Annotated in this window: 15 protein-coding genes and 1 rRNA gene; 10 read left to right on the top strand and 6 right to left on the bottom strand. The window is 40.4% G+C overall.

What is annotated here, in order from left to right:
* Window positions 1–92: ribosomal RNA gene (gene rrf, locus ACQKN3_RS19350) — 5S ribosomal RNA — on the top strand; the annotation flags it as partial.
* A 95-nt stretch (window positions 93–187) separates the two neighbouring features.
* On the opposite strand, the gene ACQKN3_RS19345 is transcribed toward rrf, so the two are convergent.
* Window positions 188–859, bottom strand: a complete 672-nt coding sequence (locus ACQKN3_RS19345) for a LytTR family DNA-binding domain-containing protein (RefSeq protein WP_251691334.1) — start codon at window positions 857–859, stop codon at window positions 188–190.
* A 215-nt stretch (window positions 860–1,074) separates the two neighbouring features.
* Here ACQKN3_RS19345 and aceA point away from each other — a divergent pair, with 215 nt between their 5' ends.
* The 4 genes from aceA (at window position 1,075) to ACQKN3_RS19325 (ending at window position 5,307) form a co-directional block, all read left to right on the top strand.
* Window positions 1,075–2,358, top strand: a complete 1,284-nt coding sequence (aceA, locus tag ACQKN3_RS19340; protein WP_427714154.1) for an isocitrate lyase — start codon at window positions 1,075–1,077, stop codon at window positions 2,356–2,358.
* Window positions 2,359–2,787: 429 nt separating this feature from the next.
* A complete protein-coding gene (locus ACQKN3_RS19335; protein ID WP_427714151.1) occupies window positions 2,788–3,963 on the top strand; it encodes a pyridoxal-phosphate-dependent aminotransferase family protein in 1,176 nt (391 codons plus the stop codon).
* Window positions 3,964–4,127: 164 nt separating this feature from the next.
* Window positions 4,128–4,838 carry a glycosyltransferase gene (locus ACQKN3_RS19330; RefSeq protein ID WP_427714148.1) on the top strand — a complete coding sequence of 237 codons (711 nt, stop codon included), beginning with the start codon at window positions 4,128–4,130 and terminating at the stop codon, window positions 4,836–4,838.
* An 85-nt stretch (window positions 4,839–4,923) separates the two neighbouring features.
* A complete protein-coding gene (locus tag ACQKN3_RS19325) occupies window positions 4,924–5,307 on the top strand; it encodes a YkvA family protein (protein ID WP_251691342.1) in 384 nt (127 codons plus the stop codon).
* Window positions 5,308–5,357: 50 nt separating this feature from the next.
* Here ACQKN3_RS19325 and ACQKN3_RS19320 read toward each other — a convergent pair whose 3' ends face one another.
* From ACQKN3_RS19320 to ACQKN3_RS19305, 4 genes are all read right to left on the bottom strand, one after another.
* Window positions 5,358–6,305 carry an N-acetylglucosamine kinase gene (locus tag ACQKN3_RS19320; RefSeq protein ID WP_251691344.1) on the bottom strand — a complete coding sequence of 316 codons (948 nt, stop codon included), beginning with the start codon at window positions 6,303–6,305 and terminating at the stop codon, window positions 5,358–5,360.
* Window positions 6,298–7,821, bottom strand: coding sequence for an argininosuccinate lyase (gene argH / locus ACQKN3_RS19315; protein ID WP_251691346.1), 1,524 nt, complete (start codon window positions 7,819–7,821; stop codon window positions 6,298–6,300). The genes ACQKN3_RS19320 and argH overlap by 8 nt, the downstream gene beginning before the upstream one ends.
* A 132-nt stretch (window positions 7,822–7,953) precedes the next feature.
* Window positions 7,954–8,868: an EamA family transporter gene (locus ACQKN3_RS19310; protein ID WP_251691348.1), complete on the bottom strand. Its 915-nt coding sequence runs from the start codon at window positions 8,866–8,868 to the stop codon at window positions 7,954–7,956.
* A gap of 18 nt (window positions 8,869–8,886) precedes the next feature.
* A complete protein-coding gene (locus ACQKN3_RS19305; RefSeq protein WP_427714143.1) occupies window positions 8,887–9,447 on the bottom strand; it encodes an N-acetyltransferase family protein in 561 nt (186 codons plus the stop codon).
* Between the two features lie 149 nt (window positions 9,448–9,596).
* Between ACQKN3_RS19305 and ACQKN3_RS19300 the strand changes: the two genes are divergently transcribed.
* The 5 genes from ACQKN3_RS19300 (at window position 9,597) to ACQKN3_RS19280 (ending at window position 13,945) form a co-directional block, all read left to right on the top strand.
* Window positions 9,597–10,544 (top strand): carbohydrate kinase family protein, encoded by a 948-nt coding sequence (locus tag ACQKN3_RS19300; protein WP_251691353.1) that lies wholly within the window; start codon window positions 9,597–9,599, stop codon window positions 10,542–10,544.
* 413 nt (window positions 10,545–10,957) lie between these two features.
* Window positions 10,958–12,064 (top strand): helix-turn-helix domain-containing protein, encoded by a 1,107-nt coding sequence (locus tag ACQKN3_RS19295; RefSeq protein WP_427714139.1) that lies wholly within the window; start codon window positions 10,958–10,960, stop codon window positions 12,062–12,064.
* A gap of 12 nt (window positions 12,065–12,076) precedes the next feature.
* A complete protein-coding gene (locus tag ACQKN3_RS19290; protein WP_251691356.1) occupies window positions 12,077–12,277 on the top strand; it encodes a PLD nuclease N-terminal domain-containing protein in 201 nt (66 codons plus the stop codon).
* Window positions 12,274–13,176, top strand: a complete 903-nt coding sequence (locus ACQKN3_RS19285) for an ATP-binding cassette domain-containing protein (RefSeq protein WP_427714135.1) — start codon at window positions 12,274–12,276, stop codon at window positions 13,174–13,176. The genes ACQKN3_RS19290 and ACQKN3_RS19285 overlap by 4 nt, the downstream gene beginning before the upstream one ends.
* Entirely contained in the window at window positions 13,163–13,945 is a 783-nt protein-coding gene (locus ACQKN3_RS19280) for an ABC transporter permease (RefSeq protein WP_427714132.1), read from the top strand. The genes ACQKN3_RS19285 and ACQKN3_RS19280 overlap by 14 nt, the downstream gene beginning before the upstream one ends.
* 102 nt (window positions 13,946–14,047) lie before the next feature.
* On the opposite strand, the gene ACQKN3_RS19275 is transcribed toward ACQKN3_RS19280, so the two are convergent.
* Window positions 14,048–14,728 (bottom strand): YetF domain-containing protein, encoded by a 681-nt coding sequence (locus ACQKN3_RS19275; RefSeq protein WP_251691362.1) that lies wholly within the window; start codon window positions 14,726–14,728, stop codon window positions 14,048–14,050.
* Window positions 14,729–14,822: the final 94 nt, after the last annotated feature.

Raw genomic sequence — 14,822 nt, 5'->3', positions numbered from 1 at the left:
ACACCCGTTCCCATACCGAACACGGAAGTTAAGCTCTTTAGCGCCGATGGTAGTTGGGGGCTTCCCCCTGTGAGAGTAGGACGTCGCTTCGCACATGTAAAACCCACTGAGAAATCAGTGGGTTTTTTGTTTTCCTTTTATTGAATTTTTTATTAGTAAAGCTTTTGTAAGATTCCCCATTCTATTATTAAAACTCCAGAACGGCCCGTAAGTTATTGATATAGGACTGACTTACTGGTAACTCTACGCCATCCTTCAGTTGAACAATAAAATTAGAAGTCAGATCCCTCGAGATTTTCTTTATAAAGCAAATATTTATAATATAAGAACGATGAATGCGAAGAAAGTTATTTGGTAATCGAGTCTGCAGCTCTTTAAGTGTAATGGCTGTTTTGTATTGTTCTCCTTTGGAGTAAAACCATGTCCGTTTTTGAAGACTTTCAATATGAGAAATTTCATCAATCGAAATCGGTACCCAATCTTCCATTTGTTTCCCTGTTAAAAACTGATACATATCTGAACTCTTAACTTTAAATAATGGGGGCAGGACGACAACTAAGGCACCTTGTTCACCGTTCACCAAAATTGGATAACCAATCGCATAATAAGGTATTTCAAAAAGTGTATTCTCCATAACAGCATCAACTTTTTGATTTGTTTGAAGTACTTTGTAAGCGATGCTGTCTTTAGGTACAGCAGAACCTACTTTCAATGAAAAATGGTGATGACCTGTACTGAAATAAATAAAGCTATTGTTTACTGCTATTGCAATCGATGCATCTTGAGGAATCCAATCTTCTAAAATAGTTTTATACTGATTTAATATGCTCTTTTCGACTTCAATATTTTGTAAGGACAATGCAAATCCACTCCTTCTGTATTATTGCCTAATTGACAATTCATCCTCTAAATATACCCATTCATCCTAAATTAAAGTTAATTTGTCAGAAAATAATGAAAAGTTAAACATTCTGTTATACATTATATTACAGCAAGATGTTCTGTTATGGAACAGTCAATTACAAATTTTTCTAACAGAATATCCATACACAATGGGGAAGGTGGAAATTTATTATGTCAACTCGTCAAGAAAGAATCGAAGCTTTACAAAAGGAATGGGCGGAAAACCCGCGTTGGAAAGGAATTGAGCGTGGCTATACAGCAGAAGAGGTTGTAAAGTTACAAGGTTCATTCATCCAGGAGCAAACATTAGCAAAACGAGGATCTGCTCGTTTATGGAAGTCATTACATGATGCACCTTTCATTAATGCTTTAGGTGCTTTAACGGGGAATCAGGCAGTACAGCAAGTAAAGGCAGGTTTACAGGCAATCTACTTATCGGGGTGGCAAGTAGCGGCTGATGCAAACCTTTCTGGTCAAATGTATCCTGACCAGTCTTTATATCCGGCAAACTCTGTACCAGCAGTAGTAAAACGTATTAACCAGGCGCTTCAGCGTGCTGACCAAATCGACCATGCAGAAGGCCGTGAAGATGGCTTCGACTGGTTTGCGCCGATTGTAGCTGATGCGGAGGCAGGCTTCGGTGGTCCATTAAACGTATTCGAATTAGTTAAAGGGATGATTGAAGCAGGTGCTGCTGGTGTGCATTTAGAAGACCAGTTGGCTTCTGAGAAAAAATGCGGTCACTTAGGCGGGAAAGTATTATTACCAACGCAAAACGCTGTACGTAACTTAATTGCTGCACGTTTAGCTGCTGATGTTGCTGGCGTTGATACAATTTTAATCGCACGTACAGATGCAGATGCTGCTGATATGGTAACGTCAGATATTGACCCACGTGATGCAGAGTTCTTAACGGGTGAACGTACTCCAGAAGGATTCTACCGTACTAAACCAGGTATTAAGCAAGCGATTGCACGCGGTTTAGCTTATGCACCATATGCAGACTTAATCTGGTGTGAGACTTCTCACCCGTCATTGGAAGAAGCTCGTGAGTTTGCTGCTGCAATCCATGCTGAGTTCCCAGGAAAAATGTTAGCGTATAACTGCTCGCCTTCATTCAACTGGAAAGCTAAGTTATCAGATGAAGAGATTGCAGAGTACCAACGTGAGTTAGGTAAACTTGGATACAAGTTCCAATTCATTACACTTGCAGGTTTCCACAGCTTAAACTACTCAATGTTCGAGCTTGCGCATGACTACAAAGACAATGGTATGGCTGCTTACTCTAAACTACAACAAGCAGAGTTTGCTGCTGAAAGTAAAGGTTACACTGCTACTCGTCACCAGCGTGAAGTAGGTACTGGTTACTTTGATGAAGTATCACAAACAATTTCAGGTGGTACATCTTCGACAACTGCTATGTCCGGCTCTACTGAAACAGAGCAATTTGTATAAGGTTGAAGTTTACTAGGCAGTGTTATGAATAGATTCATAAACGGGGAACTGCTTACTTCGGATTAACGTATTCCTTTTCTTCTATCTTACCGATTCAAGTGACATTGGGGAATGTGCACTTAGTAAATAGACGTTATGCCGAAGCGACTATTGAATGAAACATAGGATGCGGAAGAGGAATAATTTCTTGAACTTGAACAGCTTGACTACTATGAACAATGCTAAATCGAATTGGAACGCGGTTTAGTATGGGATGCCTCCCAACATATAAAGAAAACTAAGGGGTTTTTATAAAGATGAATGTCTTTTTAGCTTGGATGGGGCTAAAAAGGCATTTTCTATTTTGTAGAAATAAAGGAGTTCTAATAAAGTGTAGAGAATATTATATAGATAGAATATTTTTACTATTAAGAAAAGGGAGTAATATAAATGAAAAATAAAGAATTGTTATTAGTACCAGGACCGACACCGGTAATGGATGAGATTTATGACGCCTTGGCAAGTGAAACGAGAGGCCATACCGATCCTAGGTTTGTGGAGACATTTAAAAATGCGCTGGCTAATACGAAAAAGCTGTTTAATACAGATGGAGAAGTATATGTTGTAGCAGGTTCAGGAACATTGGCAATGGAAATGGCAATAGTAAATACTATTGCAAAAGGTGAACGTCTGCTTGTTATTAGTCACGGTTACTTCGGTGACCGTTTTACACCACTTGCAAAGGCGTTTGGAATTGAAGTCGATGTACTGCAGTCAACATGGGGTGAGCGTGTAGACCCAACGCTTGTTGAGGAAGCAGTGAAGGCTAACAATTATAAGGCAGTAACAATTACACATGCCGATACATCTACTGGAGTCGTATCGGATTTAGAGACACTTGTACCGATTATTAAAGCATCTGGTGCACTTGTCATTGTCGATGGTGTTGTCGCAACAGCGGCATTGCAAGAGGACATGAGTAAAGCTTACGGTGAAGAAGACTATAAAATTGATATTGTGTTAACAGGATCACAAAAGGCAATTGGTATTCCACCAGGGCTGGCGATTGTAGCTTTCAGTCAGCAGGCATTGGCTGCCCGTGAACAAATCGGGACAGTGCCGGCCTATTATGCGGATATACATAATTGGCGCAATATTATGGATAACCCGGCAATGTACTTTGCGACGCCTCCGGTTAACTTAATTTACGCATATGATGTTGCACTGAATATTGTATTAGAAGAAGGTATGGAGAAACGTGAAGCGCGTCATATCGCATTTGGTAAAGCGATTCGTGCGGCACTGCGTTCTTACGGGATGACACCACTGGCTAATGAAGAAGTAGCTGCGCCGACATTAAGCTGTATTATATATCCTGAAGGTATTGAAGATGGCAAGTTCCGAGCAAGTCTAGCGAACCGCGGCATTATCGTAGCGGGTTCTTTAGCCCACTTAGCAGGAAAAGCATTCCGCATTGGACATATGGGGAATACAACAGCGGAAATGCTGGAGCAGGCTATTGTTGTGATTGGTGAAGCATTGCAAGAGCAACAGCTGCAAGTTGATATTGAAAAGGCAAAAAGCGTATTTAACCAAGAAATAGAAGCAGCAACGGTACAAAGCTAAAAATTATCTGGCAATGACCGGGGAAATATTTACGAAAAGGGGACGGTGCAATATTTGAGCGTCCCCTTTTATATATAGAAAATATATTCCCGCTGTATTAAATGCGGATGAATAATGTTCAAATAAATAATTTATCGTAAATACTCTATGAAGGAGCATGCAAAATGGAGCAAGTCATTGTTATGATTCCAGCGCTAAACCCTTTACCGGCCCTTCTGCAATTTGTCAGGAAACTGCGTGCATTGCAGATTGCCAATATTATTGTCATTAACGATGGCAGTGAGGAAAAATATAACGGTCTGTTTGAACAATTACAGCAAGAAGGTTGCGAAATATTAACACATGACAAAAACCTGGGGAAAGGTCGCGCACTTAAAACAGGGATGGAGTATATTTTAAAGTCTCGATTGCAGGCAAAGGGAATTATTACAGTAGGAGCACATGGTCAGCACTCGGTATTGGATGTGGAACAAGTGTTATCGAGTACGAAAATCTTTTCGGACGGGATTATACTAGGCATTCGTGATTTCAAAGACTCAGACTACCCGTTCATTAGTAAACTGCAAAATCTTGCCTACTCGATGATGTTTGAACTGCTTATCCGGAAACGTTTGCTCGACATCCAAACAGGATTACGTTACATTCCAAGAGGACATCTGCCATGGCTTTGTAAAGTGAAAGGGGAGTCTTACCACTATGACACGAACATGCTGATTGAGGCGATAAGACGAAAGGTTCCTGTCTACGAAGTGCCGATCGGTCATGCAAAGCTCCGGAAAAATTCAATTATTTACTATGACGAAGTGTTGAACCCGACAAAAATATTTCAGCAACATTGGTTAAATTTCCTACATAAAAGGCAAAATACGAAATGAATCTTTTCTTATTGCGAAAACGTATAGGATTACAAGTCGCATATTTGAGGAACAATAAAGTAATAGCAAGGAAAGGAGCATACGTATGAGCGAACAATATAACTTTGAAAAAATGATTGAAGGCCAAGACCAACATTACTCAGATAAAAAGTTTCTGCATAAAATAAAAAAATTCGGTGGTGGGTTAGGCTATAAAGCGATGCAGGCAGCTGCCACACTTTACGTCGCCCTCCGTAGTCCGGACATGCCTAAATCGAGTAAACTCATTGTTTTAGGAGCGCTAGGGTACTTCATTTTACCATTAGATTTAGTTGTCGATTTTCTTCCATTAGTCGGGTTAACAGATGATGCGTTTATCATTTTAACGGCGCTGGGGAAAGTTTATTTATCGATTACAGATGAGATGAAGGATGAGGCAAAAGGTTTAATCGAGTCTAAGCTGGGAAGTCAGGAAGACGTAGTACAATAAAAAATAGACCCCCCTTTAGGCAATTGATGCTAAAGGGGGTTTTTATATGTTCACTTTACAGAATGGGCCCCGTTTAATTCACGTAAGCCACGATTAAAAATAGCTTCAATCGGCTTTTCTTCACATAACTTTAACGTTATATTCGGGTGTGTTGTTTGAAGCTGTGTAGTTATTATTTCAACCAGACCGGGATTGTTTTTTAAAATTCCTCCATTTAAAAACAGTGTATGGTCATTATTTGCATAACCCGCATTTTTTAATGTCGTTGCTGCCAATAAAACGAGTTCATCCGCTGCCTTTTGCATGATTTTCTGTGCAACGGCATCGCCCATTTTAACCGCCTGTTGCAAATAGGACCCGAAGCTGGCTAATCGGGCATTAGTATAATCAGCTGAATAAATGAGATTAAATAATTCATCTGTGCTGTTAACATGATGACCTGCTAAAACAAGCTCTGTTAATACGGTCGGCTTGTTGCGTCCATCAGCAGCGCGGAATATCGCCTTCGCAATATGTTTTCCGATCCAGTAACCGCTTCCTTCATCACCAATCCGGTGTCCCCAGCCGCCACCACGGCTAATCTTGTCATTCATCAGACTATAGCAAATAGCCCCTGTACCTGAAATAAGCAGGCTAATATCGTTCTTCCCGAGTCCTTTTAATGTTGCTTCAACATCATTTTCTATTAGAATTTGACCGAATGTGAAAGGGGAGCGGGCGATACTTCCTACAATAATTTCCTCGATAATCTTTCTGTCCTGATCGGTATCAATGCCGGAAAGCGCAAAGATCGCTACATCAATAAACAGACTCGGTAAATGGGCTGCTGCACTCCTGAGCAGGCCGGTAAACACATGTTGGACATGTTCAATTCCTACTGCCTGGTAATTCGATCCTGTAGAAGTTGCGGTAAATAGTTCACGCCCATCTGTAGAACGAATGCTCATTACTGTTTTTGATGCACCACCATCAACGGCTAATACATAACGATTACTCATGTTCCGTCCACCCCTTTAAAATTTGTTCCAATCGATTTTCGGCTTTTAAAATTGTCTCTGTTTTTTCTCTCAGCCAACTTTCAAGATGGACTGTATCATCTTGTGCCTGTTTTAACGATTTTCGCATTGTTGCAGGCGCAGGCCCTCCCTTTAATGTACGTATATTAACGAAGTACTCCGGCTGGATCGCCTGGTAAAAGGCAATCTCATTAATTTGAAGAGACTTTCCTGTAACTTCTATGCATTTCTCGTTGGCCAAGTTCCATGTCAGGCTTGCGAGCGATTCTTTATTATTTTCCATCAGTTCTCGTACACAAAGGCTGACAATTTTGTGTGACTGGCGGAATGAAATATCCTCGGAGCGTACGAGAGAATCGGCAAGCTCTGTTACGTTGGCAAAGCTGTTTTGCGCACGTTTCAGTAAGTTTTCCTTATTTACATCCATCGTGAGGACCATACCTGCAAAGAGCTTATAAATCCCGACTAACCGGTCGATTGCCCGCCATAAATAAGGTTGCATATCATCTTCCGTATCGACAATATCTCCAAATGGTGTATTGTGGACCATCTGTAGTACTGTTGCCGCATCACCGACAACCGATGAAAGCAGCGAACGTGTATGCTCGATTGAAACAGGGTTGCGTTTTTGAGGCATGATGGAGCTGATCTGCACATAAGGACTGGCAAGCTTAAAAGCATTGAATTCCTGCGTTGCCCATAGTAAAAAGTCCTGCGATGTGCGCCCTAAATTTAGTGCGGCTAGCTGAACGATACTAGCTGCTTCCGCGATATAGTCGGCACCAGCAACGGCATCCCAAGCATTTTCGATTAAGTCATCAAATGCAAGTAATTCCTGCATTCGTTCACGGCTAATCGGGAAGCCTGTAGTTGTCAAAGCCGCCGCGCCCATACTACTGCGGTTAATGGTATTGTATGCTGCCTGCATTCGTTTATAGTCCCTAGTGAGCTGGTCAATGACAGCCTTTAAATAATGGGCAAACGTTGTCGGCTGTGCCTGCTGTGTATGTGTATAGCCAATCATGATCGTCTCTACATGCTCTTCGGCAAAGGCGATTAGCGATTGACGTAAATTCAAAAGTTCCTGCATGAGCGTGAGCATCTTTTTACGTAATGTCATGCGGTAAATGGCGATTCCCATATCGTTTCTACTGCGTCCAATATGTAAATTTCCGGAAATGTCGCCTCCGAGTTCGATTAGCTTGTTTTCAATGCGGAAAAACAAATCTTCAAATTGCGGGTTATAATCCCGGGTTTTATAATATTCCAGATCAATTTTTTGAATAGCTTGACCGATGCGACGTGCATTTTCTGGGGTAACCAATTCCTGTTCTTCAAGCATCTTTAAATGGGCAATATGAATCTGAAGCATCGCATCCAAAAAATGCTTGCGTGCCTCATCATAAGCGGGCTGTAAAACCATTTGACGATAACTATTGGAAGGAAATAAAATTCCTTCTTTTTCATTTATTAGATTGCGGTAATTCTGAAAGAACATGTTGAATGGGCCTCCAATCAAATGATAGAAACTACTACCTGATAATCTCATTCTACAATTATTAGAAAATTTTATCAATTCAAATAAATAAAGTAAACGAACGGTAAATATAAAAAAACAGCCGCCCTAAAATCAGGACAGCTGCTGTTTTTTATCGATAACACGTACTTTTTTTGAAGCAAAATAGGATGGCAATACCATACCAAACAGTACAAGTACGATACCGAAAACTTGGAGAAGCGTTAAATTTTCATTTAATACAATAACAGATACTGTAATTGCTACAGGCAGCTCCATTGCACTCAGAATTGGTACAAGTGCACCACCGACTTTTGGCGCGGCAATCGAAAATAGTAAAATCGGCAAAATAATACCGAAGAGCCCAAGTGCCAGACCAAACTTCCAAAGACCGCCTGTCAATTGGCCGTTCCATACAATTTCAGGCGATAAAAAGATACAAACGATGATCAATGATACAACAGATAAAATAAATGTACGTCCGATCGTCGTTACTCCTTCAACAGGCTGAGCATTAAATTGCATAAAGGCAGCAAAAGTAAAGGCGGCGAGTAACCCTAGTGCCCATCCTTGCCAAGCAATTTGCGATAAATCTACATCAATTACACCGGCTGCAAAAACCGTACCTATAAATAAAAACACTAACGAAATTAATTCAATACGTGTTGGCAGACGTCTTTTCAGGAAACAGTCCATGAACAATCCAATCCATGTGAATTGGAACAGCATAACAACTGCCAATGATGCAGGTAAATAATTTAGGGAGTGTCCGTAAACAATACCCGTAATCGCTGTACATATTCCGGCTAAAAGTAAAGTGATGGCACCTTTCTTTGAAAGCTTCGGTAATGTGCGTTGTGTTACAACAAAGAGCACGAGTGCGAGTAAAAATCCAACGAAATATTGGCTCGTCACGGCTTCTGACGATGTATAGCCGTGCTGCATCGCAACTTTTACAATTGTTGATAATACTCCGTAACTACTAGCCGCTATTACGATTAATAGCGGGTAAATCCAGTTTTGTTTCATTTAGTGTTTCTTCCTATTCTATAGCGACTTCACCATATGATGAAATGGCTCATTAATTATTGTCCAGCGTTCAATTGTACGATAGCCTATTTTTTCGTACAAGCGCCGTGCATCATGTTTCTCTAGTTCCACATTTAGAGAAATTTTTTCGAAGCCAAGCTCCTTGCCTTTTTGTTCGGCAAACTGCAAAAGGAGCGTGCCGATACCAAGTCCGCGCGCTTTCTTCGAGACACAAATGGTATCGATGTAATATTCATCCATATGTGCTTCGACGTCCAATGTAGTCTGTATTCCTTTTTTAGCCAGTTGCTGTTCAAGCTGGCGATCGAGCTTGTACCCTAGACGTCCATCATAAAGTACGACAATCCCAACTATTTCATCTTGTTGTTCCGCTACAAATGTATTCAAATAGCTGTGTCGATTTGTCGTTTCTGTGACATACTGTTCTAAAGTAGCTAAAATCTGCGAAACTTCCTCTTCACCAGTCAAATTGTTTGCAATGTCTCCAATTGCGTCATAAATTAAAGGTGCGACAGCTTTCGCGTCATTTCGATTTGCTTGTCTAATGGTAATGGTCATTACAATCAACTCCTTACCGAACAAAGTATAACAGAAAATAAATTCATTCGCGAAGAAAGCATTAGTTTCAGAATAGTATAAAGTTTTATAAATATATCTTTTCTATGGTAAATTAGTAAGAACATACAACGTCGGAGGTTAGACAATTAATGAGCCAAATAGACAAAGAATTCATCTTAGTTTATGGAGATGCATTCGTTGATTATATTGCAAATGATCAGACCAATACTTCATTCACGAAGTATTTAGGTGGCGCAACAATCAATGTTGCAGCAGGGATTAGTCGTATTGGGGCACCGTCAGCACTTATTACAATTACAGGCGATGACGAAACGTCGGAATTTTGCCGTCAAGAGATTACAAAAGAAGGTGTAAATCTTGATTTCGCTGTATTTGATGCGAAGAAGCGTGTAAGTGGTGTATATGTTCATTTAACTGAAAAATGTGAACGAGTATTTAAAGATTATGTCGATGAGACGCCGAATTTACAAGTAACACCAGAGCAGTTACAGGAAGAAGCATTCAAACGTGCTTCGATTTTAAATGTTTGTTCAGGAACGATGTTTGAAGAAACAGCATTAAAAACAACACGTGCCGCAGTGGATATGGCCAAGGATAAAGGAGCAATTATCGCAATCGATGCGAATATCCGTCCGCTTCGTTGGGAATCCGAAGAAATCTGCCGTGAGACGATTACTTCATTCTTTGAAGATGCAGATATTTTAAAGCTTACTGATGAGGAATTATACTTCCTTACAGAAACAACAACAATTGAAGAAGGTCTTCAAAAGTTGGATGAGCTGTTAGTACCGATCGTGCTGATTACAGTTGGAGCTGATGGAGCATATGCTGTATTAAACGGTGAAGTAACACATGTTCCAGTTGAACGAGTTGTTCCGGTAGATACAACAGGTGCAGGCGATGCGTTTATGGCAGGCGTACTCCGTTATGTTCATTTCAATGGTTTACCTACAGTAACAGAAGATTTAATCAGCTGTGTCGCATTCGGCAACAAGCTGGGCGCAATGGCCGCAACTAAAGCAGGTGCGTTAACGGCACTGCCAAGCTTCGAGGAAATTAAGCATTTAATTAAATAAACTTTATATAGAGCAAGCTGTCTCCAAAGTGTTTTTACATTTTGGAGGCAGTTTTTTTATTGTACGCAGGTTTGGGTTGAGGTTATTGGAACAACGGGCGGTATTATTAGAAAACGAGGTGGAATTGCGAGTGACAAGGTCTTCATTTAAATATGAATAGAGGAGAATGAAGGGCGTTTTAATTTTTATTAGAACAATGATCGGTTATATTAGAAATTAGAAAAACGCGATTTTATTAGAAAAAATAAAAATATATTAGAACTTCCCCCCCATTTTATTAGAATATCCTACCTCCACAATACTAGCCACCACTGCCAAACGAAACCATTAGTTGACAAAATCTATATTTCGAAAGAATTAGTCGCTATTAATCAGCCAAAGTTCTTTTATAATAAGAATAAGAGGTGAGGGGGATGACCAACTTTCAATTTGCGGCCATTTTTTCAGAGCACCGCAAGCAATTGCAAGTGACACAAGAGGAAATTGCAAGGCATGTCGGAGTATCAAGGGCAGCTGTTTCAAAGTGGGAAAAGGGGCAAAGCTATCCGGATATCGCATTGTTGCCGAAACTTGCCACATTTTTCAACATTTCAATTGATGCACTGCTCGGTTATGAGCCGCAATTGACGAATGAACGAATTTTAAAAATGTATGCGGAATTAGCACAGCGCTTTTCAAAGGAACCATTTGCTGAAGTGGATACAGCAATTGATCAACTTATTGAAGAATATTATAGTTGCTTCCCGTTTTTACTGAAGATGGCACAGCTTTACGTCAATTACTTTAATCTTGCACAGAATAAAGAAGCCGCTGCGGACAAAATACAGGAACTCTGTAAACGTGTAAAGGAGTTCAGCGGAAATTACCGGCTGAAAAACGAGGCGAATTTACTGGAGGCATATACGTATATTTTAAAAGGGGAACCTCAGCATGTGCTTAAATTATTAGGGGAGGATGCTGTAGTTCAGCTTGGGACTGAGCAGCTGATCGCTACTGCACAAACGATGCTGGGCAATATAGAAAAGGCGAAAGAAATTCACCAGGTCAACATGTACCAGCATTTGCTGTATATGATTACGAATGCGAATGAAGCACTTGGATTGGAAATAGGAAATGTATCTTATTTCGAACAGTCGGTCAGCCGGATTGAAACGATAATAGACACTTTTCATTTAGATAAACTGAATATACACAACACACTGCTGTTTTATATAAAGGCAGCGAGCGGATATGCAACACAAAATAATATAGAAGAAGCAATTCGCTGTATTGAGCGCTATGTAAAAATTTGTACACAAATCAAATTTCCATTTCAAATTACAGGGGATAATTATTTCTACTTGCTGGATGGCTGGATCGCAAAGGAAGTTATGCTGAGCACGCAAACACCGCGTGATGAAGAAACAATCAAAAAATCTATTTATGAAAGTATTGCCGATAATCCGATGTTGGCCAGTGTGCAAAACGATACGCGCTATAAAAGTTTACTCGTCAATTTAAAACATCATTTAAAAATTTAAGGGGGATTTAAAATGGATCTATTATCGAATATTCCTTGGGGACTCATTGCGCCGTTATTAGTATTGCAGTTTGTGCTTGCGGCGGTTGCCATAGTGGATATTGTACGTAGTTATGAGACACGCGGCCCGAAATGGGTATGGGTCCTCGTATCATTGTTTGTTAATACACTCGGACCGATCGCCTACTTTCTGTTCGGACGGAAAAGCCAATGATCTGTATTGAAGTGAAAGGTCTCACAAAGCAATTTGGTGCGAAAAAAGTAGTGGATGATTTATCGTTCACTTTGCCGATGCATACATCTACAGCGCTGATCGGTCCGAATGGCGCAGGGAAAACGACGGCACTTTCGATGCTTTCTAATATACTGGAGCCGACAATCGGCAAGATCATCATGCCGGATGTAAAGGATATACGCAGTGCAATCGGCTTTTTACCTCAATATCCCCAGTACTATTCTTGGCTGACTGCACTTGAATATATGGAGATGGTAGCCAACTTAAGCGGTCTTGAGAAGCGTTCATTAAAAAGTGAATGCAAAAAGATGCTGGAATTTGTAGGTTTGCAGGATGCGATGAATAAAAAGACCGAGACGTTTTCAGGAGGAATGAAACAGCGCTTAGGTATTGCCCAGGCAATAGTTCATAAGCCAAAGCTCCTGTTGCTGGATGAACCGGTATCGGCACTAGATCCGGTTGGACGTCGGGAAGTGATGAACTTATTGAAAGAAGTGCAGCAGCAAACGACGATTTTGTACTCAACGCATATTTTAAACGATGCTGAGGAAATGACCGATCAGCTGCTGTTTTTACGGGACGGCCAACTTGTCGAGCAAGGGTCACTGACAGAGGTGAAGCAAAAGTTTGAAGAACCGCGTTATAAAATAATGTTCACAAATGCGGAAGAAGCACGGCAATTTGCGAGTCAGTCTACATTAGGAGCTGTAGCCAACGGAATAGCAGCATATGTGGAAATTGTAGATGAACGCCCATCGATGCAACAGCTGCTTCAGCAGTTGGCGGCATCACCATATGAAGTTGTAAAAGTTGAGAGGGAAACGGCAAGCCTGGAAGAAATCTTTATGAAGGTGGCGGGGAAGCATGCAGCAATTTAAAGCATTACTTTTAAAAGAATGGCGTGAAAGTGTTCGCAGCTTTAAAATTTTATGGATTCCGCTCGTTTTTGTATTGCTCGGTATTAGTGATCCGCTCATGAATTACTTTATGGAAGATATTTTGCAGGCGGTCGGCAATATGCCCGATGGATTTATGATGACAATGCCTGAACTTCAGCCTGCTGATCTGCTTATGGCATCAACCGGGCAATTTCAATCGATTGGACTGCTTGTATTAATTACTGCCTTTATCGGTTCCGTGAGCCGTGAACGTCAGAATGGTACTGCGACACTTCTTTATGTACGTCCAATGTCTTTTACTGCGTTGTTTTTCAGTAAATGGATTGTTGCAAGCATGATTGCTATTCTCAGCGCATTGGCGGGATATGCGGGGAGTATGTATTATACCGTACTGCTTTACGGGAATGTTGATTTATCAAAATTTTTAGCAATGCTCGGTACGTATTGTGTTTGGCTGATGCTAGTTATGGCGCTTACTGTTGCGATGAGTGCAGCCTTCCAAACATCGGTCGCTGCTGCGATTACAATTATTCTCATCCCAGTCGGTCTGCTTATTGATACATTAATCGGCAGCTTTTGGAGTGTGACACCTTGGAAGCTTGCACAATACGGAACAGGCCTTCTGACAGATAGCGTATTAATGGAAAATTATTGGTATACTTTATTAGTTGTCCTCATCTTAATTTTTGTCTTCGTACTGCTTGGCATTAAAATGAGCAAGAACAATATTCGTTATTTAAAAGTATAAATAGTAAGCAGAAATCGTTGTTTTACAATTGATTTCTGCTTTTTTGTATTAACTTTCAAGAAAATTGGTAATATAATGAAGATTAAATGTCTTTTCAAATGGTTATGAAGGTGGACTAGCATTTTTAATACTAATATAAAGTGATCCATTTTCTAAAATTTGCGCATAATAAACATTATCGATCTCGTGGATATTTTTCTTCGCTAATTTTTTTCTGAGCCAGTCTTCAGTAAGCTGAAGCTCCGTTAAGTTTTTCTGAATAATTTTCCCGTCCGAAATCAATTCCAGAGGAAAGTATTGCGGGGCAGGGGCAGACACTGATACGTCTTCTTTTGTTGCAGTCCGGGCAAGCGGCTTTTTCAGGACACTTAATTCTCCATTTGTTTCAAAAACGGCATATAGTACTTCATCAAATGAGAAAATGCTCTGTTCACGCAACAGCATAGCGAGCTCGTCCGGATGAAGCCGTGCTTTTCTCAATTCATTATTTAATATGACACCGTTATTAATGACAATCGACGGTTTATCGTCAAAAAGGATACGTGCTTTTGAAGATCTGAATGAAATATAACTAACGGTAATTGTTAATGCAGCCCACACGATTAAAGAAACCATGCCGTCTAAAAAAGGGGTTTCCACTTGAGTCGAGACTTCGGCAGCAATCGAACCAAAAGTGATCCCCGTGACATAATGGAAGAAAGTGAGCTGACTCACTTGCTTTTTACCGATGATGCGGGCGAGTATTAATATCGCGAAAAAGGAAAAGCTTGCACGTAAAATCATTTCGCCAAGGTTCAGTTCTATGATAATCCCTCCTTATAAAGGGTAGTATGAATAAAATGCGATTATCTATGCACCCTTAGTGCATTCAATACGA

Origin of the sequence: Solibacillus sp. NPDC093137 (genome assembly GCF_050280445.1) — a bacterium.
GTDB classification, from domain to species: Bacteria; Bacillota; Bacilli; order Bacillales_A; family Planococcaceae; genus Solibacillus; species Solibacillus isronensis_B.
Note: the sequence above shows the minus strand (reverse complement) of the source record. Positions and strands in the feature narration are given on the sequence as shown.